This window comes from Nocardia cyriacigeorgica NBRC 100375, assembly GCF_000308555.1.
Taxonomy (GTDB): domain Bacteria; phylum Actinomycetota; class Actinomycetes; order Mycobacteriales; family Mycobacteriaceae; genus Nocardia; species Nocardia cyriacigeorgica.
In genome coordinates this window covers 1-22732 of the sequence record NZ_BAFY01000126.1, presented here as the reverse complement: position 1 = coordinate 22732, position 22732 = coordinate 1, and the positions used below count along the sequence as shown (strand labels likewise).

The window sequence follows — 22732 nt, the reverse complement described above, 5'->3', positions numbered from 1 at the left end:
GCCGCCACCCCCACCATTCGGATGGAAGGGCTGCTGCGATGACCACAGGCGATCCGGGCGGCGGCTCCGGCGACGAGGTGATCGGGGTCCGGCACGGCATGTTCGGGGCCAAGGGCACCGGCGACACCTCCGGCTACGGCCGGCTGATCCGCCAGGTCAGCCTCCCCGGCGGGACTGCCCCGCCCTACGGCGGATACTTCGACGCCCTCGTCGAGTCGCTGCGCTCGGCCTTGGACGACGTCGGGCTCGACTTCGCGGCGGCCGTGGAGAAAGTGGTGGTGTTCCGCGACGAACTCACCCTGCATGTGCGGCGCGCGGACCTGGTCGCGGTGGCTCGTGCGCTGCGCGATGATCCGGCGCTGCGGTTCGAACTGTGCCTGGGCGTCAACGGCGTGCACTACCCCGACGATGCCGACCGCGAACTGCACGCGGTGTATCACCTGACGTCGATCACGCACGGGCGCCGGGTCCGGATCGAGGTGTCGGCGCCCGACGCCGACCCGCACATCCCCTCGCTGTACCGGGTGTATCCCACCACCGACTGGCACGAACGCGAGACCTACGACTTCTTCGGCATCCAATTCGACGGACATCCCGCACTCACCCGCATCACCATGCCCGACGACTGGCGCGGACACCCACAGCGCAAGGATTACCCGCTCGGCGGGATCCCGGTCGAATACAAGGGCGCGCGTATCCCGCCGCCCGACGAGCGGAGGGCCTACAGCTGATGAACAACACCGACACCCACGCCGCCGGAACCCACACCGACGATCTCGGTGCCCACTCCGAGCCGTCCCCCGCTGCGCCGCCCGAACCGACGACGGTCACCGTCGGCGGCCAGGACTGGGACGAGGTGGCCGAAGCACTGCGCGGCGCCGGCGAGGAACGCATCGTCGTCAATATGGGCCCACAGCATCCGTCCACCCACGGTGTGCTGCGGCTGATCCTGGAGATCGAGGGCGAAACCGTCACCGAAGCCCGCTGCGGCATCGGCTACCTGCACACCGGCATCGAGAAGAACCTCGAGTTCCGCAACTGGACCCAGGGCGTCACCTTCGTCACCCGGATGGACTACCTGTCGCCGTTCTACAACGAGACCGCCTACTGCCTCGGGGTGGAGAAGCTGCTCGACATCACCGAGCAGATCCCCGAGCGCGCCACCGTCATCCGGGTGTTGCTGATGGAGCTCAACCGGATCTCCTCGCATCTGGTCGCGCTGGCCACCGGCGGGATGGAGCTCGGCGCGCTCACCCCGATGCTGTTCGGTTTCCGGGAACGCGAGCTGATCCTCGACGTCTTCGAGACCATCACCGGCCTGCGCATGAACCATGCCTACATCCGGCCCGGCGGGCTCGCCCAGGATCTGCCCGACGACGGTGTCGACAAGGTGTGTGAACTACTGGCGCTGCTACCGAAGCGCCTGCGCGACATGGAACATCTACTCACTCAGAACCCGATCTGGAAGGCCCGCACCCAGGACATCGGCTATCTGGACCTCACCGGCTGCATGGCGCTCGGCATCACCGGCCCGGTGCTACGTGCCACCGGCCTGCCGCACGATCTGCGCAAGGCCGCACCCTACTGCGGTTACGAGACCTACGAATTCGACATCCCGACCACCACCGGCTGCGACTGTTACGGCCGCTATGTGATCAGGGTCGAAGAGATGAAGGAATCGCTCAAGATCGTCGAGCAATGCCTGGACCGGCTGCGGCCGGGGCCGGTCATGATCGACGACAAGAAGATCGCCTGGCCCGCCGACCTGGCCCTCGGCCCGGACGGTTTGGGCAACTCGCCACGGCATATCGGCAAGATCATGGGCTCCTCCATGGAGGGGCTCATCCACCATTTCAAGCTCGTCACCGAGGGTATCCGGGTGCCGGCCGGGCAGGTGTACAGCGCGGTCGAATCGCCGCGCGGCGAACTCGGCGTGCACATGGTCAGCGACGGCGGCACCCGACCGTACCGGGTGCATTTCCGCGACCCCTCGTTCACGAATCTGCAAGCGGTGGCGGCGATGTGCGAGGGCGGCATGGTGGCCGACGTCATCGCCTCCGTCGCCAGTATCGACCCGGTGATGGGCGGTGTGGACCGATGAGTCGAGATCCGCACCGGCCGCAGCCACCGGCTTCGAAGGAGGGCCGATGACCGAGATCCTGTTGCGGCTGACCACCAAGCCCGCGCCCTATCCCGACGAGGTGCGCGAGCGGCTGGCCGCGGACGCGGCCCAGATCATCGCCCGCTATCCGCATCCGCGCTCGGCGCTCCTGCCGCTGCTGCATCTGGTGCAGGCCGAAGACGGTCACGTCTCGGGTACCGGCATCGAATTCTGTGCCGAACAGCTGGGCCTGACCGCCGCGGAGGTCACCGCGGTCGCGACGTTCTATTCGATGTACCGGCGCACCCCCACCGGCGACTACCACGTGGGCGTATGCACCAACACGCTGTGCGCGGTGATGGGCGGCGACGCCATCTTGGCCGCGTTGCGCGAGCATCTCGGGATCGCGCACGGTGAGACCACCGACGACGGCGCCATCACCCTCGAGCACATCGAATGCAATGCCGCTTGCGATTTCGCGCCGGTGATCATGGTGAACTGGGAGTTCTTCGACAACCAGACCCCGGAATCGGCCCGCGCGCTGGTGGATTCGCTGCGCTCGGGCGCGCAGGTGACTCCGACCCGCGGGGCGCCGCTGTGCACCTTCCGGGAAACCGCCCGCGTCCTCGCCGGCTTCCCCGACGAACGCCCGGGCGCCCTGGACGGCATCCCCGGACCGGCCACCCTGGCCGGGCTGCACACCGCACGCGAGCACGGCATGCAAGCACCCGCCGTGCCGCAGCATTCGGAGGGCGGGCAGCAGTGACACTCACTCCGGTACTCACCCGTCATTGGGACGACCCGCACTCGTGGACCCTGGACACCTACCGCAGCCATGACGGCTATCAGGCGCTGCGCATCGCACTGGGGATGACGCCGGACCAGGTCATCAGCACCGTCAAGGACGCAGGCCTGCGCGGGCGCGGCGGGGCCGGCTTCCCCACCGGCATGAAGTGGAGTTTCATCCCGCAGGGCCCCGAACCCGACGGCACGGTCAAACCGCACTATCTGGTCGTCAACGCCGACGAGTCCGAACCGGGCACGTGCAAAGACATTCCGCTGATGCTCACCACCCCGCACGCGCTGATCGAGGGCGTCATCATCGCCGCCTACGCCATTCGCGCCGGGCACGCCTTCATCTATGTGCGCGGTGAAGTGGTGCCGGTATTGCGCCGATTGCAGGCCGCCGTCGCCGAGGCGTACCGAGCGGGATTGCTCGGCCGCGACATCCTCGGCTCCGGCTACGACCTCGAACTCATCGTGCATGCCGGGGCCGGCGCCTATATCTGCGGTGAGGAGACCGCGCTGCTCGATTCGCTCGAGGGCAGGCGCGGCCAGCCGCGGCTGCGTCCGCCGTTTCCGGCCGTCGCGGGTCTGTACGCCTGCCCGACCGTGGTCAACAATGTCGAATCCATCGCCAGCGTCCCGCCGATCATCCGCAACGGGATCGCCTGGTTCCGGTCCATGGGCAGCGAGAAATCTCCCGGGTTCACGCTCTATTCGCTGTCGGGGCACGTCACCAGGCCGGGCCAGTACGAGGCGCCGCTCGGGGTCACCTTGCGCGAGCTGCTCGGCTATGCCGGCGGTGTCCGTGCCGGCCACGAGCTGAAGTTCTGGACGCCCGGCGGCTCGTCCACTCCGCTGTTCACCGCCGAGCATCTGGACGTCCCCCTCGATTACGAGAACGTCGCCGCCGCCGGATCGATGCTCGGCACCAAGGCGTTGCAGATCTTCGACGACACCACCTGTGTGGTGCGTGCGGTGCTGCGCTGGACCGAGTTCTACGCCCACGAATCCTGCGGCAAGTGCACGCCCTGCCGTGAGGGCACCTACTGGCTGGTGCAGCTGCTCACCCGGTTGGAAGCGGGCCGGGGCACCGCGGCCGATCTGGACAAGCTGCTCGACATCTGCGACAGCATCAACGGCAAGTCCTTCTGCGCGCTCGGCGACGGCGCGGCCAGCCCGATCGTGTCCTCGCTGAAGTACTTCCGCGAGGAATACGCCGAGCATCTGCGCCGCGGCGGCTGCCCATTCGATCCGGCGCGCAGCACCGCCTGGGCCGACAGCGATTCCCGAGAGGTGATCCGATGACCGCGACCGTGCGCACCGACACCAGCGGCGTGGTACCCGCCGACCTCGTCAGCGTCACCATCGACGGCACCACCGTCAGCGTGCCCGCGGGGACCCTGCTCATCCGCGCCGCCGAACTGATCGGCATCCAGATCCCCCGCTTCTGCGACCATCCACTGCTGGAGCCGGTCGGCGCCTGCCGCCAATGCCTGGTGGAGGTCGACGGACAACGCAAACCCGTGGCCTCCTGCACCATGGCCGTCTCCGACGGCATGGTCGCGCACACCCAACTCAGCTCCACCGCGGCCGAGAAGGCACAGCGCGGGGTGATGGAGCTGTTGCTGATCAACCATCCGCTGGACTGCCCGGTCTGCGACAAGGGCGGCGAATGCCCGCTGCAGAACCAGGCCATGTCCACCGGCTCGGCCGAATCGCGCTTCGACGGGGTGAAACGCACCTTCCCCAAACCGATTCCGCTGTCGACCGCGGTGCTGCTGGACCGGGAGCGGTGCGTGCTGTGCGCGCGCTGCACCCGCTTCTCCCAGCAGATCGCCGGCGATCCGTTCATCGAGCTGCTCGATCGCGGCGCACTGCAACAGGTGGGCACCGCGCAGGCCGAGCCGCTCGACTCGTACTTCTCCGGCAATACCGTCCAGATCTGCCCGGTGGGTGCACTCACCGGTACCAGCTACCGGTTCCGGGCCAGGCCGTTCGACCTGGTGTCGAGCCCGAACGTCTGCGAGCACTGTGCCTCCGGCTGCGCCCAGCGCACCGATCACCGGCGCGGCAAGGTGCTGCGCCGCTTGGCCGGTGACGACCCGCAGGTCAATGAGGAGTGGAACTGCGACAAGGGCCGCTGGGCCTTCGCCTATGCCACCGAACCGGATCGGCTGACCACCCCGCTGGTGCGCGGGCCCGACGGCGAGCTGGCCCCCGCGTCGTGGTCGCAGGCGCTGGCCGTGGCCGCGCGCGGATTGGCGGCGGCCATATCGAATACCGGTGTCCTGGTGGGCGGCCGGGTCACCATGGAAGACGCCTACGCCTACGCCAAATTCGCGCGCCTGGTACTCGGCACCAACGACATCGATGCCCGCGCCCGGATCCATTCGGCCGAGGAAGCCGATTTCCTGGCCGCGCGCGTCGCCGGACAGGGCCTGACCGTCGGCTACGACGACCTCGAGGCGGCCCCGGTGGTGCTGCTGGCCGGGTTCGAACCGGAAGAAGAATCGCCCATCGTCTATCTGCGGTTGCGTAAGGCCGCCCGCAAGCGCGGCCTGCCGATCTATTCGATGGCGGCCTACGCCTCTCGTGGCGTGCAGCGGATGTCGGCGACGCTGCTGCCGACCGTCCCCGGCGCCGAGCCGCACCTGTTCGAGGCGATCCGCACCGGCGGCGCCCAAGCCGGCGAAAACACCGGAGCCACGGTCGATTCCAGCCGCCTCGTCGAACTTGCGCAGCTGCTGCGGAAACCGGGCGCGGTCATCATGGTGGGCGAACGACTGGCCGGAATCCCCGGTGCGCTGTCGGCGGCCGTGCGCCTGGCCGACGACACCGGCGCCGCACTGGCCTGGGTGCCGCGACGGGCCGGTGAGCGCGGGGCGATCGAGGCCGGCGCGCTGCCTGGCCTGCTGCCAGGGGGCCGTCCGGTGTGTGATCCCGAGGCCAGGCGTCAGATACAGGACGTCTGGGGCGCTGAGGTTCCGGTTGCCGCGGGCCGGGATACGGCCGGGATCCTCGATCCTGCCGCCGGACTCGCGCTCGTCGTCGGCGGGGTCGAGCTCGCCGACCTGCCGGACCCGAGGGCCGCGCTCGCCGCGGTCCGGGCCGCCCCCTTCGTGGTGAGTCTCGAGTTGCGCCGCAGCGAGGTCACCGACTGCGCCGACGTGGTGTTCCCGGTGGCGTCGGCCATGGAAAAGGCGGGCACCTACCTGAATTGGGAGGGCAGGCCGCGCGCGTTCGAGGCCGCGCTCGGTGAATCCACGGTGCGGCGCACCGCCGCGCCGCTGTCGGATCTGCGGGTACTGCACACCCTGGCCGCCGAGATGGGCACCCCACTGGGGCTACCGGACACCGCGACCGCACGGGCCGAACTCGCCGGACTCGGCGCCTGGAATGGCACACCGGCGCCCGCGCCCGCGCATCTGCCGCATCCGGTCACCCGTCCCGGCCCCGGCACGGCGGTGCTGGCCGGGTGGCGGATGCTGCTCGACGCCGGACGCATGCAGGACGGCGAACCGAACCTCGCCGGCACCGCGCACCCCGCCGTGCTGCGGCTCTCGCCCGCCAGTGCCGCCGACATCGGCGCCGAGAACGGCGAAGCGGTCACCGTCTCCACCGAACACGGTGCGCTCACGCTGCCCCTGGTGATCACCGACATGCCCGATCGGGTGGTGTGGGTGCCGATGAACGCACCGGGTCACTCGGTACACACCGCGTTGGCGACCCACCCCGGCGGCGTCGTCGAGTTGCGGCGGGCCGGCCTGACGATGGAGGTCGAGGGTCATGAATGAGCTGTCCGATCTGGTGATGCTCGCCCAGGCCGCGGACGGGCCAGCGGGTTTCGGCACCGACCCGCTGTGGCTCGTGGTGTTGAAATCGGTCGCCGTCTTCGTGTTCCTGCTGCTCACGCCGATGATCGCGGTGCTGGCCGAACGCAAGATCGTGGCCCGCATGCAGATGCGCATCGGCCCCAATCGCACGGGCCCGTTCGGCAGCCTGCAATCGATCGCCGACGGGGTGAAGATGGCCTTGAAGGAAGACATCGTCCCGGCCATCGTCGACAAACCGATCTACATCCTGGCCCCGGTGCTCGCCGCCATCCCGGCGTTCATGGCCTTCGCGGTCATCCCGTTCGGGCCGCAGGTGTCGATCTTCGGGCACACCACGCCGCTGCAATTGACCGATCTGCCCGTCGGGGTGCTCTACATCCTGGCCATCACCTCCATCGGCGTCTACGGGATCGTGCTCGCGGGCTGGGCGTCGGGCTCGACGTATCCGCTGCTCGGTGGGCTGCGCTCGACCGCGCAGGTCATCTCCTACGAGATCGCCATGGCGCTGTGCTTCGCGGCGGTGTTCCTGCTCGGCGGCACCATGGCCACCTCCGGCATCGTGGCCGCCCAGCACGGCACCTGGTACGCGTTCTTGTTGCTGCCGTCGTTCCTGATCTATTGCGTGTCGATGGTCGGCGAGACCAATCGGGCGCCGTTCGATCTGCCCGAGGCCGAGGGCGAGCTGGTCGGCGGATTCCACACCGAATACTCCTCGCTCAAGTTCGCCATGTTCATGCTCGCCGAATACATCAATATGGCGACGGTGTCGGCGCTGGCCACCACCCTGTTCCTGGGTGGCTGGGCGGCGCCGTGGCCGTTGAACATGTGGTCGGGCGCGAATTCGGGCTGGTGGCCGCTGCTGTGGTTCACGCTCAAGGTGTGGACATTCCTGTTCGTGTTCATCTGGCTGCGCGGCACCCTGCCCCGGCTGCGCTACGACCAGTTCATGAACCTCGGCTGGAAGCTGCTGATCCCGGTCTCGCTGCTGTGGGTGATGGTCGTGGCCACCGCGCGGGTTCTGGAACTCGAGGGTTACCACGTGCAGACGCCGATCCTCGTCATCGGCGGGCTGCTGGTGGGCGCGGTGATGGTCGGGCTGTTCCTGCGGGCAGGGCGCGCGCCGGGGGCACCGCCCGCGGTCGAGGAGCCGGTACTCGCCCCCGACCGATCCTCCAGCGGCACCGGCGTTTTCCTCGGCTTCCCGACGCCGCCGCTGCCGGAGCGGCCGGCGCACACCGTCCCCGCGGGCGGTCTGTTGGAACCGCTGGCCGGTTTCGCCGTCACCGCGGCCACCATGTTCAAAAAGCCCAACACCGAGTTCTATCCGGAGCAGAAGGTACCGACCGCCGCCCGCTATCACGGTCGACATCAACTCAACCGGTACTCCGACGGACTCGAAAAGTGCATCGGCTGTGAGTTGTGCGCCTGGGCCTGCCCGGCCGACGCCATCTATGTCGAGGGCGCCGACAACACCGAGACCGAGCGCTACTCCCCCGGTGAACGCTACGGCCGCGTCTATCAGATCAACTACCTGCGCTGCATCGGCTGCGGCCTGTGCATCGAGGCCTGCCCGACGCGCGCGCTGACGATGACCAACGACTACGAACTGACCGACGACAACCGCGCCGACCTCATCTACGAGAAGGACCGGCTGCTCGCCCCACTGGAACCGGGCATGTCGGCGCCGCCGCACGATATGCGCCCGGGCGCCACGGTGGCCGACTACTACACCGGCGCCATCGACGGCACCGACCCGGCACGTCCCCCCGCGGTCGCGGGCACCGGAGCGGACGGAGGCACCCGATGACCGTCATGACCCACCTCGCCGCGGCGGCACCGCTGGCCGCGGAACCGCTCACCAGGACCGGTACCGGCGAAGCAGTACAGTTCTGGATCCTGGCGCCGCTGGCGGTGATCGGCGCGCTCGGCATGGTCTTCGCCGCCAAGGCGGTCCATTCCGCGATCTGCCTGGCCGCCACCATGATCGCGCTCGCGGTGTTCTACATCGCGCAGGACGCGCTGTTCCTCGGGGTGGTGCAGATCGTGGTGTACACCGGCGCGGTCATGATGCTGTTCCTGTTCGTGCTCATGCTCGTCGGCGTGGATTCGGCCGAATCATTGCGGGAGACCCTGCGCGGACAGCGCATCGCGGCAGCCGTCGTCGGGCTCGGCTTCGGTCTGCTGTTCATCACCGGCATCTCGCACGGCGTCCGCAACTCCGGCATCGCCTTCCCCGCCACCGGTTTTCCCGGCCGCGATGTCATCGGCGAGCTGGCCGAGTTGATCTTCGTCCGCTACGTGTGGGCCTTCGAGCTCACCGGCGCACTGCTCATCGCCGCCACCATCGGCGCTATGGTGCTGGCGCATCGGGAGAAGTTCGGTCCGCGACTCGGCCAGCGGGAGATGTCGCGGCGACGCTTCCGCGATCCCGAACACGCCAGGCCGACACCGCTTCCGACGCCGGGGGTGTACGCCAGGCACAACGCCGTCGACGTGCCCGCGCGGCTGCCGGACGGATCGTTCGAGGAGCTGTCGGTCTCGACCATCCTGCGTCACCGCCGCACCCGCGCGTTGACCGAAGCCGCGGTCATCTCCGTCGGCACCACGCCGGACGACGCGGCCGGCGGCGAGTCCCGCACCTCCGAGGAGAAAGGGAGCCGGTGAATCCCGAGAACTACCTGTTCCTGTCCGCGCTGCTGTTCACCATCGGCGCCGCCGGTGTGCTGCTGCGCCGCAACGCCATCGTGGTGTTCATGTGCATCGAGCTGATGCTCAACGCGGTGAACCTGGCCTTCGTCACCTTCGCCAGGATGCATGCGAACCTCGACGGTCAGGTCTTCGCGTTCTTCACCATGGTGGTCGCCGCCGCCGAAGTGGTGGTGGGACTGGCGATCATCATGACCATCTTCCGCGCCCGCCGCTCGACCTCGGTCGACGACGCCAACCTGCTGAAGTTCTGACGTGGATACCGCAACGCTGTGGCTGCTGCCCGCCCTGCCCCTGGCCGGCGCCGTCATCCTGCTGCTCACGGGGCGCCGCGCCGACACCTGGGGTCATCTGCTCGGCTGCCTGACCGCGCTCGCGTCCTTCGCGGTGGCGATTGTCGCGTTCGTGGCGATGCTCGGGCGCGACGACGCCGCCCGCGCCATCGAACTCGATCTCTACCACTGGGTTCCGGTCACCGGCCTCGACGTGGAGCTCGGCCTGCAGCTCGACCAGCTGTCGATGTGCTTCGCGCTGCTGATCACCGGTGTCGGCTCGCTGATCCACATCTACTCGATCGGCTACATGAGCCACGATCCGGCCCGCAGGCGGTTCTTCGCCTACCTCAACCTGTTCCTGGCGGCCATGCTCGTGCTCGTGCTCGCGAACAACTTCCTGGTGCTCTACCTCGGCTGGGAAGGCGTCGGTTTGGCGTCCTACCTGCTGATCGGGTTCTGGCAGGAGAAGCCGTCCGCGGCAACGGCGGCCAAGAAGGCGTTCGTGGTGAACCGGGTCGGCGATATGGGGCTGGCGCTGGCGATGTTCGTCATGTTCGCCACCTTCGGGTCCATCGGGTTCGGCGAGGTGTTCGCCGCCGCGCCCGAGGCGAGCGAAGCCACGCTCACCGCGATCGGGCTGCTGTTGCTGCTGGCCGCGTGCGGTAAGTCCGCGCAGGTGCCGTTGCAGTCCTGGCTCGGTGACGCCATGGAGGGCCCGACCCCGGTCTCGGCCCTCATCCACGCCGCGACCATGGTCACCGCCGGCGTGTACCTGATCGCACGGGCCAACCCGGTCTTCGATCTCGCGCCGAACGCGCAGCTGGCCGTGGTGCTCGTCGGCGCGGTGACGTTGCTGTTCGGCGCGATCATCGGCTGCGCCAAGGACGACATCAAGAAGGCGCTGGCCGCCTCGACCATGAGCCAGATCGGTTACATGGTGCTGGCGGTCGGGCTGGGGCCTGCGGGCTACGCCGTCGCGATCATGCATCTGCTGACCCACGGTTTCTTCAAGGCCGGGCTGTTCCTCGGCGCCGGATCGGTCATGCACGCCATGGACGACGAGACCGATATGCGCCGCTACGGTGGGCTGCGCACGCTGCTGCCGATCACCTATGTGACCTTCGGGCTCGGCTACCTCGCCATCATCGGGGTGCCGCCGTTCGCCGGGTTCTTCTCCAAGGACCGCATCATCGAGGCCGCCTTCGCCGAAGGTGGGGCCGCTGGCCTGGCGCTCGGCGCGGTGACCCTGCTCGGCGCCGGGCTCACCGCCTTCTACATGACCCGCGTCATGCTGATGACGTTCTTCGGCGAGCGTCGCTGGAAACCGGACACGCATCCGCATGAGGCGCCCGCGGTGATGACCGGCCCGATGATTCTGCTCGCCGTCGGCTCGGTGGCCTCCGGCGCGCTGCTGGTGTGGGGTTCGGCGTTGCAGAACTGGCTGGAGCCGGTGGTCGGCTCGCATCACGGCGAGCCCGCGCTCCCGGTTCCGGTGATCACGGCGCTGGCGTTGCTGGTCGTCGCCGCCGGTGCCGGAGTCGCGTATCAGCAGTACGCGCGGCGCCCGGTTCCGGAGACGGCACCGCAGCAGGTGTCGGCACTGACCGTCGCGGCCAGGAAGGACCTCTACGGGGACGCGGTCAACGAGGCCGGGCTGATGCGGCCCGGGCAGCATCTGACCCGGTCACTGGTCTTCGTCGACAACCGCGGCATCGATGGACTGGTCAACAGCACCGCCGCGGTCATCGGTGGCCTGTCGGCCCGAATCCGCCGGGTGCAAACCGGTTTCGTGCGCTCCTATGCGCTGTCCATGTTCACCGGCGCGGCCCTGGTGGCCGCCGCCCTGCTGGCGGTGAGGATCTGGTGACTGATTTTCCCTGGTTGACCACGCTGTGGCTGTTGCCCGTCGCGGGTGCGGTGATCGTGCTGCTGCTGCCAGCGGCGCAGCGGGTGCTCGCCCGCTGGGTAGCGCTCGGTTTCTCGGTGGCCGTGCTGGTGGTCGCGGTCGTGCTCGCGACCCGTTTCGAACCCGGCGGTGAGCAGTTCCAGTTCGTCGAATCGCACAGCTGGATACCGGCTTTCGGCGCCGGCTACACCCTCGGCGTGGACGGTATCGCGCTGGTGCTGGTCCTGCTCACCACCGCGCTGGTGCCGCTGCTGATCGTGGCGGGCTGGAACGACGAACGCGAGGTCGGCAGCGGCCGGCGGGTCGCGCACACCTATGTGGCGCTCACTCTGCTGGTGGAGGCCATGGTGCTGATGTCGTTTCTGGCCTTGGACATCCTGCTGTTCTATGTGTTCTTCGAGGCGATGCTGATCCCGATGTATTTCCTCATCGGCGGCTTCGGCCCGCGCACCGACGATGTGGCCGTGCGAGCGCGGCGGGCAAGGGCGGCGGTGAAGTTCCTGCTCTACAACCTGCTCGGCGGGCTCATCATGCTCGCGGCGGTGATCGGACTGTATGTGCTCACCGTGCAGCAGGGACTCGGTGACGGCACGGCGGGCACCTTCGATTTCCGCACCGTTGTCGCCGCGGCGAATACCGGCGAGCTCGGCGGTGAGCCGGCACTGCTCAATGCCCTGTTCCTCGGGTTCATGTTCGCCTTCGCGGTGAAGGCGCCGTTGTGGCCGCTGCACACCTGGTTGCCCGATGCCGCGGTGGCGGCCACGCCATCGAGTGCGGTGCTGATGATGGCGGTGGTGGACAAGGTCGGCACATTCGGCATGCTGCGCTACGGGCTGCTGCTGTTCCCCGACGCCACCCAGACCTACGCGCCGCTGTTGGTGACGCTCGCGGTGATCGCGATCATCTACGGTGCGCTGGTGGCGATCGGCCAGACCGATGTGATGCGGCTGATCGCCTATACCTCGATCTCGCACTTCGGTTTCATCATCCTCGGCATCTTCGCGCTCACCAGCCAAGCCCAGACCGGCGCCACGCTCTACATGGTCAACCACGGCATCTCCACCGCCGCCTTGTTCTTGATCGCCGGGTTCCTGGTCTCGCGGCGCGGGACGCGGCTCATCGCCGATTACGGCGGAGTGCAGAAGGTCGCACCGGTGCTGGCGGGGACCTTCCTCATCGCGGGATTGGCGACGCTGTCGCTGCCGGGGCTGGCGCCGTTCGTCAGCGAATTCCTGGTCCTGGTCGGCACGTTCAGCCGCTATCAGGTCGCAGCAATCATCGCCACCGGTGCGCTGGTGCTGGCGGCGATCTACGTGCTGTGGGTGTACCAGCGGATGATGACCGGCCCGGTCACCGAGGGCAACGAACGAATCCGTGACCTGCTGCCGCGTGAGCTGGCGGTGGTCGCGCCGCTGATCGCCGCGCTGATCGTGCTCGGCGTCTACCCGAAACCGGTCACCGACTTCATCGATCCCGCCGTCACCCAGACCCTCAGCACGGTCGGCATCACCGACCCCGAACCGTCGGCCCCGGCGCAGACCGAGGCGGGCACAGCGACCACCGGAGGTGGGCACAAATGAGTGGTGACCTCGACGCCGGTCTCGTCCTCGCGGCGACCGTTCCCGCTCCGAGCATCGAGTACGGCAAGCTGTCGCCGATGCTCATCGTGTTCGGCGCGGCCGTCATCGGTGTGCTGGTCGAGGCGTTCGTGCCGCGACGACTGCGCTACCTCACGCATATGGCGCTGGCCCTGGCCGCCTTGATCGCCGCGCTGGTCGCGGTGATCGCGCTGGCCGGCACACAGGCCACGGCCGCGGTCGGCGCGGTCGCCGTCGACGGGGTGACGCTGTTCCTACAGGGCACGCTGCTGGTGGTGTCGATTCTGGGCGTGTTGTTCATCGGTCAGCGCGTCGCGCCGCGGTCGGGCCCGGGCACCTGGTCCCGCGCCGCGACGCGACCGGTGTTGCAGCTCGAGGCGTTCACTCCGCAGGCCTCCGCGGTGCCGGGCAGTGGTGCCGAAAAGGCCGCGGCCGCCGCGGGTGCGATGGCGACCGAGGTGTTCCCGCTCACCATGCTCGCGGTGGGTGGGCTGCTGCTGTTCCCGGCGTCGAACGATCTGCTGACCATGTTCGTCGCGCTCGAGGTGCTGTCGCTGCCGCTGTATCTGCTGTGCGGGCTGGCCCGGCGCAAGCGGCTGCTCTCGCAGGAGGCAGCGCTGAAGTACTTCCTGCTCGGCGCGTTCTCGTCCGCGTTCTTCCTCTATGGCGTGGCCCTGCTCTACGGCGCGACGGGCACCGTCCGGCTCGGCGGCATCGCCGACGCACTCGCCGCCGATTCCGGTGACGCCACGCTCGCGCTGCTCGGGGTGGGGATGCTGGCGGTCGGCCTGCTGTTCAAGATCGGTGCGGTGCCGTTCCAGTCCTGGGTGCCCGATGTGTACCAGGGGGCGCCGACGCCGGTGACCGCGTTCATGGCAGCCGCCACCAAGATCGCCGCCGTCGGCGCGCTGCTGCGGGTATTGCAGGTGGCGGTGCCGGGGCTGGCCGACGACTGGCGACCGGTGCTCGGCACGGTGGCCGTGGCGACCATGGTCGTCGGGGCGGTCATGGCCATCACCCAGACCGACGTCAAGCGGATGCTGGCCTATTCCTCGGTGGCGCATGCGGGTTTCCTGCTGACGGCGCTGGTGGCCGCCAACGACGCGGGCGTGTCGTCGGTGCTGTTCTATCTGCTCACCTACGGGCTGAGCACGCTCGGCGCCTTCGCCCTGGTCAGTCTGGTCCGCGAGAGTTCCGGTGACGAGGCGACCGCGCTGGAGCGCTGGGCCGGTCTCGGCCGCCGATCCCCCTGGCTCGCCTCCGGTTTCGCGCTGCTGCTGCTCTCCTTCGCCGGTCTGCCGCTGACCAGCGGTTTCGTCGCGAAGTTCGCGGTCTTCCAGGCCGCGGCCGACGGCGACGCCGGCTATCTGGTGATCGTGGGTGTGCTCGCCAGCGCCGTTGCCGCCTTCTTCTACATCCGGGTGATCGTGCTGATGTTCTTCACCGAACCACCGGCGGATCCGCCGGTGCTCACCGCACCGAAGGTGACGGGCGGCCTCATCGCTGTCACCGTCGTCGTCACTGTGGTGCTCGGCATCCTCCCCCAGCCGGTGCTCGATCTCGCCTCCGAGGCCGCGAACTTCGCCCGATAGCAGCTGGGTGCCGGCGTCCCGTCGGTTCGTCGGCCGGGCTCGCTGTCCGTCACCCGGCACTGTGCACGGATGCCGCCGGCTCCGCCTCGGCCTGCTCCCGTTCCTCGGCCTGCCTGCCCAGCCGCTGTGCGATGACCGCGCACGCGATCAGCTGCAACTGGTGGAACAGCATGAGCGGCAACACCATCAGGCCGACATCGGTGCCGCCGAACAGCACCGCGGCCATCGGCAGGCCCGAGGCCAGGCTCTTCTTCGATCCGGCGAACAGGATGACGATCCGGTCCTCGCGTGGGAACCCGAACAGCCTGCCCGCCCCGATCGCGATACCGGCGACCACGGCGAACAGCACCGCCGACACTGTGAGCAGCACCAGGATGTCCCCGACACCGACCTTGCTCCAGATGTCCTCACGCATACCGGCACTGAACGCGGCATAAACCACGAGCAGGATGGATCCCCGGTCGACCAGCTTCACCGGTTGCGCGTGCCGGGTCAGCCAGTCCCCGATCCACGGCCGCGCCAGCTGGCCGAGCAGGAAAGGCACCAGCAGCTGCACCACGATCGCCACCGCGGCGCCGGCATCGATATGGGCCTCGCCGGTTGTCTGCATCAGCGCCACCACCAGCAGTGGAGTCAGGAACACACCGAGCAGGTTGGAAAACGACGCGCTAACGATCGCGCCGCCGACATTGCCGCGCGCGATCGAGGTGAACGCGATCGAGGACTGCACGGTCGAAGGCACCAGGCACAGGAACAGCACCCCGGCATAGAGCTGCTCGGACAACACCGCTGGTTCCAGGACCCGCAGCGCCAGCCCGAGCAGCGGAAACACCACGAAGGTCGTCGCGAGGATCACGGAGTGCAGACGCCAGTGTTTGACGCCCTGCCACGCCTGCGCGGGTGAGAGGCGGGCGCCGTAGATGAAGAACAATGCGGCGATGGCGGCCTTGGTGGCCCAGTCCAGGACGACCACGCCCGCGCCGGTGGCCGGAATGATCGTCGCGACACCGACCATCGCGAAGATCGCGAGGACGAACCCATCGATCGAGAACTTGCTGAGCAACCGCATCAGTAGAACGGTAGGCGGGCCCAGTCCATCGGGGAATACGATAGCTGCTATATCAGCTATTACGAATCGCGATAACGAGGTGTCCTTGGTGTTCGATCCGGTTCTGCTGCGCAGTTTCGTCGCCGTCGAGCAGCACGGTGGTTTCACCGCGGCGGCCCGCCAGCTCGGCCTTCGCCAGCCCACCGTCAGCGGGCACGTCGCGAAGCTGGAGCGCGAGCTCGGGCGTGAGCTGTTCCTGCGCGACACCCATTCGGTCACCCTCACCTCCGACGGCGCCGCCATGCTGGGATTCGCGCGCGAGATCCTCGACGCGCAGAGCCGAGCGGCCCAGTATTTCGGCGGCGAATCCGTCACCGGGCGCATCCGTTTCGGGGTCTCGGAAGATCTGGTGGCCGAGACACTTCCGGAGATCCTGCGCGAGTTCCGCCGCGACTATCCGCGCGTGGACCTGGACATGTCGGTCGGGCTCAGCGAGGAAGTACACGCGCGGCTGCGCCGCAACCACCTCGATCTCGCCTTCGTCAAACGCAGGCCGGGTGAACAGCACGGCCGGTTGGTCTTCAGCGATCGGCTGGTGTGGGTGGGTCCGGCCGGCGCGCGTGCGCCGGCGCCCGGCGAACCCATACCGGTGGTGACGTATCTGCCGCCAAGCCTGACCCGCGACGCCGCCTTGCGCACCCTCGATCGGGCGGGCCTGGCCCACCACATCGCGTGTACCACCAAAGGCCAGCTCGGCCTGCGTGCCGCGGTGCTCGCCGGCCTGGGTTTCGCGGTGCACAGCGAGAGCCTGCTGCCCGCCGACCTCTATCCGGTACATGGCCTGCCGAGCCCGGGGACCACGGAGTTCGTGCTGATCAGCACCGCGCGCCGGGCGGCCTCCGCGCCGGAACGGGCGCTGACCCGCACGATCGTGGAGAACATCGATCGGCTGCGGTTCCCGCGCCGATGACGCGGTGCCGCTGAGTGGGACCGCGACCCGGCGCGAGTTGACGATGTAAAACAGGGGTGTTTAGTTGTGTCGATGGGTGTCGAGAAAGTGGCGGTGGTCACCGGCGCCACGTCGGAGATCGGCGCGGCACTGTGCCGTCAGCTGGTGACGGCGGGCGTCTGCGTGGTCGCCGCCGACGGCGATGCGGCGCGGCTGCGTCAGTTGTCGCGGGGTCTCGACGGCGCCGCCCGCTACACCCAGGTGGTCGATCCCGCCGACGACGACCGGGTCCGGCGGCTGCTCACCGGCACCGTCGCGGACCTTGGCCGCCTCGACTATCTGTTCAACACCGCCGATCTGCGCATCGACGCCGACTTCGGTGCGCTGCCGCTGGGCCGGTGGCAGGACATGGTCGAGGTGGACCTGTGGGGCATGGTGCACGGAACCCGGCACGGTTACGCGTTGATGCGTGCCCAGGGGTTCGGCCACATCGTCAATACGGTGTCGGTGGCCGGGTTGCTGCCGACGGCCCGGTCGGTGGCGTATGCGATGACCCAGCACGCGGTGGTCGGGCTGACCACATCGCTACGAGCCGAAGCGGCCGGTAGCGGCGTGCGGATCAGTGTCGCCGTCCCCGGCGCGACGCCCACCCGGTCTATCGAGCAGCCGCGGAAGATGCTGCGGCGCAAGCCGATCGATACTCTCGCCCCGGATCGGGCGGCCTGCGCGATCATGCGCGGGATGCGCCGCAATCAGCAGTACATCATCGTGCCGCGTTACAGCCGCGCCATGATCGCCGCCTACCGGTGGTTCCCGAATCTGATGGGCGGACTGCTCGCCCCGCGCCACGGTTGAGACCACTGCTGGTCGGCGGTCGGCCAGTGCGAACCCGATCATCGTGCCGTCGCCCGCGCGTAGTTCCAGCTGCGCCAGCCGTCGGCGGGCAGCCGGTCCCGGATCGGGTCGGCGATGACGGCGCGCAACTCGGCGGGGAGGCGGTCGGTAGCGGGCACGATATCGGCGGACAGCCCGCTCAGATACCCGATGTCGAGGTCATGGCCGTCTTGCCAGCGGTCGATGTTCTTATCCGCGATCAGCCGTTCCGGGTCGATCACGGCCAGCGCGAGCAGTGTCACCATGGCGGTGCCGACGGCCGCGCGGGCCAGCCGCCGGTGCCGTAACCGCAGCACCGCGACCAGGACGAGCAGATACACCGAGCCGATCCACAGCTCACAGGTCAGCACCAGCACCCGCAAGACGGTGAAACCGTAGGCTTGCTGATAGGTCCACATCCGCGTCAGCGCCGACGCCACGATGATCAGCGACAGCACCGCCACCGCCGACAGCAGCGTCCGCAACCACAGCCGATCGCCGTCCGAATCCCGTGCCGCCCAGCGCAAGGCGATCGCGATCAGCACCAGGGTGAGGATGGTGACGGTCGACAGCTGCCAGAAGCCGCTGCGCGCGTATTCGGCGTAGGTGAGGCCCGCGGTGCGCTGCACGTAGTCGTCGCCGCCGAACATGGCCACGAACTGCACGGCCACGAACACCGCGAACAGCACCGTCAGCGCGGCCACCGGCAACGCCCATTCGCTGCGCCGCAGACGTCGTCCGGACTCCGGTGCGTCCTCCGCCGCGCGTCGGGGCGGTCCGGCGATCACGTAGAGCGCACCGACCGCGCCGAGCGCGGCGATGACGAACATCAGGATCCACTGCGATACGGCGGCCGAATCAATGGCGGGAACGAGACTTTCGACCACATGCGCGAACGTCGCGTCCGCGCTGCCGAGCAGCGGAACGAATACCACGAGCAGCAGCGCGGTCGCCCCCACCGATCCGGCCAGCCGAATCCCCCGCTCCCGTTCCGGACCTTGGATACGCCGGGCGCCCATGTAGAGCCACGGCAGGCTCCGCACCGCTTCGATGGGAACCGCGAACAGGTCGTAGCGCAGCCCGAACACCGACCGCGGCCCCACCGCCGCCAGCGATGCCGCGGCGGCCGCCGCCGGCACGCACAGCATGAACAACCATCCGGCGGCGCGGAATGTCCCGACCGCCAGCAACGCCGCGGCCAGCACCGTCCACCAGAGTCGACCACTCGTGAACTGCGCGACCGCGTTTTCCCCGGTAGCCGCACCGGCGCTCCGGCGTGAGCGGTAGACGACGGTCGCGACGGCAGCGACACCGACACCCCCGGCGAGCAGCCACCCGATGCCCGGTCGATCGGTCGGAATCAGCGTCGCGGCGCCGATACCCGAGACAGCAGCCGCGGTCAGCAATCCCGCCGGCTGGGCCACTTTTCGCCACCGCGGAGGCGGTTTCGGTGCGACCGGCGGCATCGGCGTCACCGGCGGACGGGCGTACGGGGGCGGTGTCATCAGCACGGTCCCTGCGGGCGGTGGGAGGACTTGGGCGCTCGGATCGGCCCACACTGCTGTGGGCGTCGTTGGCTTCGGGTCTGCTGTCGGCGGAGTGACCGCGGTAGGCGCTGACTCGGCCGCGGACGCACCACCAGCCTCGGCCGGCGCGGCATCGGCCGCCTTCGACGCACCTCCAGCCATCGCTGACGGCGCGGCACCGGCCGGCCGCGCCGAACCCCTACTCAGCGCAGCCGGAGTGTCCGCCGCACTGTCGGCCGATCCCGATGACGCGGCCATTGCCGCAGCGGCGGCGCCGGATCGCTGCGTGGCCGGTCGAGTCGGATCCTGCGACTCGGGCACTGCGGGCTTCACGTCTGGAGCGCCCGCCAACGATGCCTCCACCGAGGCAACCGGCGGGGCCTCGTCGGATGCCGCCAATGCGTCGACTCCTTCAGGCCCCTGGGACACCTGCGGAGCCGGCTCCTCCGACTCGGGCGCTGCGGGTTTCGCGTAGGGAGTGACCGCCGATGACGCTTCCACCGCGGCAACTGCCGGAGCTTCGTCCGGCGCCATCGGCGCATCGGCAGCGCCGGGCCGCTCTGGCGTCGACGGTGTCGGATCGTCCGAATCACGTTCTGCGGGCATGTGTGTCCCCTCCTGTGGGTGTGCGGGATCGCCCCGGGACCGGATGGTCCGGGGTGTCAGTGGGTTCGGGTCAGTGACCGGGCAGGACCACTCGGATGCGGGAGCCGGGATCGGCGACGGCGATGGTGCCGCCGTGCAGATCGACGACCCAGCGGGCGATGGCGAGGCCGAGGCCGGTGCCGCCGCCGTCGGCGCGGCCGCCGCGGGTGAAACGATCGAAGATGTGGGCGCGTTCGGCGGTCGGGATGCCGGGGCCGTCGTCGCCGACGTCGATGACCACGCGGTCCGGCTCGCCACTCACCTCGATGCGTACCTCGCCACCGGCCGGACCATGCCGTGCGGCGTTGTCGAGCAGGTTGAGCAGCACTTGATGCAGGCGTGCACGGTCGGCGAATACGCGCACCCCGCCGGGACGCACGTCGGTCCGGAATCGCACACCGCGGCCGAGGGCGGCGGTGGTGACCTCGGCTTCGGCGACGACCTCGGCCAGCAGCGGTTCGATCGCGAACTGTTCGCGGTCCAGCGGCAGGGCGCCGGCTTCGATGCTGGACAGATCGAGCAGTTCGGTCACCAGCAGCCCGAGCCGTTCGGTCTGCGCCAGCGCCGTGCGCAGGGTGCGCGGGTCCGGTTCGGACACACCGTCGACCAGGTTCTCCAGCAGCGCGTTCAAGGCTGTGACGGGCGTGCGCAGTTCATGGGAGACGTTGGCGATCAGCTCGCGCCGCTGCCGGTCGGCGGCCGCCAGATCCGCGGCCATCTGGTTGAACGCCTCGGCCAGCTCACCCACCTCGTCGCGGGAGCTGGCCCGCACCCGGCGGCTGTAATCGCCGTGCGCCATTCGTTTGGCGGCCGCGGTCATCTCGCGCAGGGGCCTGGTGATGCCGTGCGCGAGCACCTGCGAGGTGACCAAGGCGATCGCGGTCGCGGCAATGGTCGTGCGTGGCGGTAGCCAGCCGATTTGCAGACGGAAGTATCCGAAGGCCACCCCACCCGAGCACAGCATCAGGATCGCCAGCTTCAATTTGATCGAGCGCACCGGATCCAGCGGTCGCGGCAGGGTGTCGGCGATCCGGCGGGCCAGCTGCCGACACCGATCGGCGCCGGTCATCGCGCCTCCAACGCGTAGCCGACGCCGTGCACGGTGCGGATGAGGTCGGCGCCCAGCTTGCGGCGCAGCGCCTTGATATGGCTGTCCACCGCACGGCTGCCCGCCGCATCGGCCCAGTCCCAGACCTCTTCCAGCAGCCGTTCCCTGGCGAGCACCGCGCGCGGGCGGCGCGCCAGCCGGGCCAGCAGATCGAATTCCAGCGGCGTCAGCTGCGTTTCCACGCCGGCCCGCCACACCCTGCGCTCATCCAGGTCGATGCGCAGATCACCGACGACGATCGCGGCACCGTCCCCGTCGGCGCTGCGTTCCACCCGCCGCAGCAGGGCGTGCACCCGTGCGGTGAGGATCCGCAGGGAGAACGGTTTGGTGAGGTAGTCGTCCGCACCGACACCGAGCCCGACCAGCTGGTCGGTTTCGTCGGTGCGCGCGGTGAGCATGAGCACCGGCACCGGATGCGCGGCCTGGATGCGCCGGCACACCTCGAGTCCATCGAAGCCGGGCAGCATCACATCGAGGACGACCAGATCCGGTCGACGCGCCTCGGCGGCGGCGACCGCGGCCGGACCGTCGTGGGCGAGTTCGACGACGAACCCCTCCGCCCGCAACCGGGCGCCCACCGACTCGGCAATGGTGATCTCGTCGTCGACCACCAAGATCCTGCGCGCCGCACTGTGCTCCATGCGGGCTTACATTAGCCAGCGGCTGTGGAGAGATCCGGGGCCAATTGTGGAGATTCGGTGAGCGCCCGCGCCCGGTTCGGGCGGTCAGCCGATCAGGGAGTTCATCAGGGTGCCCGCGCTGGTGGCGATGACGCCCCCGAGCATCCCGCCGACCACCATCTTCGGCGAGGCCAGCGAGCCGTTGTTCCATTTCTCCCAGGCGAAGCGACCGCCGGCCACGGTGATGCCGAGAACGCCCGACAGCAGCACGAACCAGGTGAAGTAGCGCACGAGCTTGTCGATCTGGTCGGAGATCGGTGGCGCCTGTGGCGTGGGATCGGCCACTTGCGCGACGAACTCGTGCACTGCGTGAAGGACCATCATGCCCACTCCGTCAACGAATTCTCGTCTGATAGTGAAGCAATTGATACCTGACAGCTATCGCGACCGAAGTATCCAGCGTCCGGGGTTGCCGCGTCAAGACCTCATCGTGACCCGAACCGGGCGCCGCGCGGGCTACGACTGTCCGTAGTATGGATGAGTGCGTTCGTCCGGGTCGGCAGTCGCCTCGTTGCGGGGCGCGTTCGTCGGCTCCGCATGCGGTGCGGTGAGTATCGCGGCCCATGCGCTCGGGGGCGGCGCCGTCGCACCGGGATCCTCCTCGGTCACCCTGCTGCTCGGCGCGTGCGCATTGATCGGCGCACTCGCCCGGGCGTTGCCGCTGCGGCCCGGCCTCGCGCAGGTGATGCTGCTACTGACCGCCGGACAGGCCATCGGCCACCTCGCGCTGACCTCCGGCCCCGGCCATCATCACGGAGCGCATTCGGCCGCGATCATGCTGGCCACCCACGTGGTTGCGATCCCGGTGGGCGCGGCGCTGATCCAGGGCGCCGAACTCGCGCTGCGACGGTCGGCGTCGAGCGTGCGCCGTGCGGTGACAGCGCTGTGCGCGGCGCTCGCCGGGCCACCGCCGTGGGCGCCGAGTTGTCTTGTCGCAAGCGGTGATCCGCTGATCTCACCGCGTCCGCTGCTCACCTCCGGCCGAGGTACGCGCGGGCCACCAGTTGCCGCTCGATAGTTCCCGCACGTCGATCGCGACACCCGGCACGCTCGCGGAACAGCGGTTTCGGTGCACGCCACCGTGACCGGAACATCCGCGCGCCGCA

At 69.0% G+C, this 22732-nt stretch carries 19 protein-coding genes; 14 read left to right on the top strand and 5 right to left on the bottom strand.

The window, feature by feature from the left end; genetic code table 11:
- Nucleotides 1-38 precede the first annotated feature (38 nt).
- From RJ05_RS11945 to nuoN, 11 genes are read left to right on the top strand one after another with little or no spacing between them, the layout of a single operon-like run.
- Nucleotides 39-731 carry an NADH-quinone oxidoreductase subunit C gene (locus RJ05_RS11945; RefSeq protein WP_036536869.1) on the top strand — a complete coding sequence of 231 codons (693 nt, stop codon included), beginning with the start codon at nucleotides 39-41 and terminating at the stop codon, nucleotides 729-731.
- Nucleotides 731-2101 (top strand): NADH-quinone oxidoreductase subunit D, encoded by a 1371-nt coding sequence (locus RJ05_RS11940; protein ID WP_036536867.1) that lies wholly within the window; start codon nucleotides 731-733, stop codon nucleotides 2099-2101. Before RJ05_RS11945 ends, RJ05_RS11940 begins: the two co-directional genes overlap by 1 nt.
- 46 nt (nucleotides 2102-2147) lie before the next feature.
- The gene (gene nuoE / locus RJ05_RS11935; protein ID WP_036536889.1) at nucleotides 2148-2867 is read left to right on the top strand and encodes an NADH-quinone oxidoreductase subunit NuoE; all 720 of its coding nucleotides are present in this window, start codon (nucleotides 2148-2150) and stop codon (nucleotides 2865-2867) included.
- The gene (nuoF, locus tag RJ05_RS11930; protein ID WP_036536865.1) at nucleotides 2864-4192 is read left to right on the top strand and encodes an NADH-quinone oxidoreductase subunit NuoF; all 1329 of its coding nucleotides are present in this window, start codon (nucleotides 2864-2866) and stop codon (nucleotides 4190-4192) included. Before nuoE ends, nuoF begins: the two co-directional genes overlap by 4 nt.
- A complete protein-coding gene (locus tag RJ05_RS11925; protein WP_051016461.1) occupies nucleotides 4189-6681 on the top strand; it encodes an NADH-quinone oxidoreductase subunit G in 2493 nt (830 codons plus the stop codon). The genes nuoF and RJ05_RS11925 overlap by 4 nt, the downstream gene beginning before the upstream one ends.
- A gap of 16 nt (nucleotides 6682-6697) precedes the next feature.
- Nucleotides 6698-8527 (top strand): NADH-quinone oxidoreductase subunit NuoH, encoded by a 1830-nt coding sequence (nuoH, locus tag RJ05_RS11920; RefSeq protein WP_036536886.1) that lies wholly within the window; start codon nucleotides 6698-6700, stop codon nucleotides 8525-8527.
- Nucleotides 8524-9384, top strand: coding sequence for an NADH-quinone oxidoreductase subunit J (locus RJ05_RS11915; protein ID WP_036536863.1), 861 nt, complete (start codon nucleotides 8524-8526; stop codon nucleotides 9382-9384). Before nuoH ends, RJ05_RS11915 begins: the two co-directional genes overlap by 4 nt.
- Nucleotides 9381-9680 (top strand): NADH-quinone oxidoreductase subunit NuoK, encoded by a 300-nt coding sequence (gene nuoK, locus RJ05_RS11910; protein ID WP_036536861.1) that lies wholly within the window; start codon nucleotides 9381-9383, stop codon nucleotides 9678-9680. Before RJ05_RS11915 ends, nuoK begins: the two co-directional genes overlap by 4 nt.
- A gap of 1 nt (nucleotide 9681) precedes the next feature.
- Nucleotides 9682-11568, top strand: a complete 1887-nt coding sequence (gene nuoL, locus RJ05_RS11905; protein WP_036536860.1) for an NADH-quinone oxidoreductase subunit L — start codon at nucleotides 9682-9684, stop codon at nucleotides 11566-11568.
- On the top strand, nucleotides 11565-13187 hold the full coding sequence (locus RJ05_RS11900; RefSeq protein WP_036536857.1) for an NADH-quinone oxidoreductase subunit M: 1623 nt from the start codon (nucleotides 11565-11567) through the stop codon (nucleotides 13185-13187). The genes nuoL and RJ05_RS11900 overlap by 4 nt, the downstream gene beginning before the upstream one ends.
- Nucleotides 13184-14797: an NADH-quinone oxidoreductase subunit NuoN gene (gene nuoN, locus RJ05_RS11895; RefSeq protein ID WP_036536854.1), complete on the top strand. Its 1614-nt coding sequence runs from the start codon at nucleotides 13184-13186 to the stop codon at nucleotides 14795-14797. Before RJ05_RS11900 ends, nuoN begins: the two co-directional genes overlap by 4 nt.
- A 49-nt stretch (nucleotides 14798-14846) precedes the next feature.
- Here the strand turns inward: nuoN and RJ05_RS11890 are convergent, their stop codons facing one another.
- Nucleotides 14847-15866: a bile acid:sodium symporter family protein gene (locus RJ05_RS11890; protein ID WP_036536852.1), complete on the bottom strand. Its 1020-nt coding sequence runs from the start codon at nucleotides 15864-15866 to the stop codon at nucleotides 14847-14849.
- An 88-nt stretch (nucleotides 15867-15954) separates the two neighbouring features.
- Here RJ05_RS11890 and RJ05_RS11885 point away from each other — a divergent pair, with 88 nt between their 5' ends.
- Both RJ05_RS11885 and RJ05_RS11880 read left to right on the top strand, forming a co-directional pair.
- On the top strand, nucleotides 15955-16815 hold the full coding sequence (locus RJ05_RS11885; protein ID WP_036536885.1) for a LysR family transcriptional regulator: 861 nt from the start codon (nucleotides 15955-15957) through the stop codon (nucleotides 16813-16815).
- Nucleotides 16816-16887: 72 nt separating this feature from the next.
- Nucleotides 16888-17649 (top strand): SDR family NAD(P)-dependent oxidoreductase, encoded by a 762-nt coding sequence (locus RJ05_RS11880; protein WP_051016459.1) that lies wholly within the window; start codon nucleotides 16888-16890, stop codon nucleotides 17647-17649.
- 38 nt (nucleotides 17650-17687) lie between these two features.
- Here RJ05_RS11880 and RJ05_RS11875 read toward each other — a convergent pair whose 3' ends face one another.
- The 4 genes from RJ05_RS11875 to RJ05_RS11860 form a co-directional block, all read right to left on the bottom strand.
- Nucleotides 17688-19172, bottom strand: coding sequence for a DUF4153 domain-containing protein (locus tag RJ05_RS11875; protein ID WP_234012218.1), 1485 nt, complete (start codon nucleotides 19170-19172; stop codon nucleotides 17688-17690).
- Between the two features lie 697 nt (nucleotides 19173-19869).
- The gene (locus RJ05_RS11870) at nucleotides 19870-20907 is read right to left on the bottom strand and encodes a HAMP domain-containing sensor histidine kinase (RefSeq protein WP_051016455.1); all 1038 of its coding nucleotides are present in this window, start codon (nucleotides 20905-20907) and stop codon (nucleotides 19870-19872) included.
- Nucleotides 20904-21587, bottom strand: coding sequence for a response regulator (locus tag RJ05_RS11865; RefSeq protein WP_081597289.1), 684 nt, complete (start codon nucleotides 21585-21587; stop codon nucleotides 20904-20906). Before RJ05_RS11865 ends, RJ05_RS11870 begins: the two co-directional genes overlap by 4 nt.
- 84 nt (nucleotides 21588-21671) lie before the next feature.
- The gene (locus tag RJ05_RS11860) at nucleotides 21672-21947 is read right to left on the bottom strand and encodes a hypothetical protein (protein ID WP_036536874.1); all 276 of its coding nucleotides are present in this window, start codon (nucleotides 21945-21947) and stop codon (nucleotides 21672-21674) included.
- 160 nt (nucleotides 21948-22107) lie between these two features.
- On the opposite strand from RJ05_RS11860, the gene RJ05_RS11855 reads away from it, so the two are divergent.
- Nucleotides 22108-22644, top strand: coding sequence for a hypothetical protein (locus tag RJ05_RS11855; protein WP_234012216.1), 537 nt, complete (start codon nucleotides 22108-22110; stop codon nucleotides 22642-22644).
- The last annotated feature ends 88 nt before the right edge of the window (nucleotides 22645-22732 follow it).

Coding starts and splice junctions, on each gene's coding strand:
- RJ05_RS11945 (WP_036536869.1), top strand. CDS start 39: ATGACCACAGGCGATCCGGGCGGCGGCTCCGGCGACGAGGTGATCGGG.
- RJ05_RS11940 (WP_036536867.1), top strand. CDS start 731: ATGAACAACACCGACACCCACGCCGCCGGAACCCACACCGACGATCTC.
- nuoE (WP_036536889.1), top strand. CDS start 2,148: ATGACCGAGATCCTGTTGCGGCTGACCACCAAGCCCGCGCCCTATCCC.
- RJ05_RS11925 (WP_051016461.1), top strand. CDS start 4,189: ATGACCGCGACCGTGCGCACCGACACCAGCGGCGTGGTACCCGCCGAC.
- nuoH (WP_036536886.1), top strand. CDS start 6,698: ATGCTCGCCCAGGCCGCGGACGGGCCAGCGGGTTTCGGCACCGACCCG.
- RJ05_RS11915 (WP_036536863.1), top strand. CDS start 8,524: ATGACCGTCATGACCCACCTCGCCGCGGCGGCACCGCTGGCCGCGGAA.
- nuoN (WP_036536854.1), top strand. CDS start 13,184: ATGAGTGGTGACCTCGACGCCGGTCTCGTCCTCGCGGCGACCGTTCCC.
- RJ05_RS11890 (WP_036536852.1), bottom strand. CDS start 15,866: ATGCGGTTGCTCAGCAAGTTCTCGATCGATGGGTTCGTCCTCGCGATC.
- RJ05_RS11880 (WP_051016459.1), top strand. CDS start 16,888: ATGGGTGTCGAGAAAGTGGCGGTGGTCACCGGCGCCACGTCGGAGATC.
- RJ05_RS11875 (WP_234012218.1), bottom strand. CDS start 19,172: ATGACACCGCCCCCGTACGCCCGTCCGCCGGTGACGCCGATGCCGCCG.
- RJ05_RS11870 (WP_051016455.1), bottom strand. CDS start 20,907: ATGACCGGCGCCGATCGGTGTCGGCAGCTGGCCCGCCGGATCGCCGAC.
- RJ05_RS11865 (WP_081597289.1), bottom strand. CDS start 21,587: ATGGAGCACAGTGCGGCGCGCAGGATCTTGGTGGTCGACGACGAGATC.
- RJ05_RS11860 (WP_036536874.1), bottom strand. CDS start 21,947: ATGGTCCTTCACGCAGTGCACGAGTTCGTCGCGCAAGTGGCCGATCCC.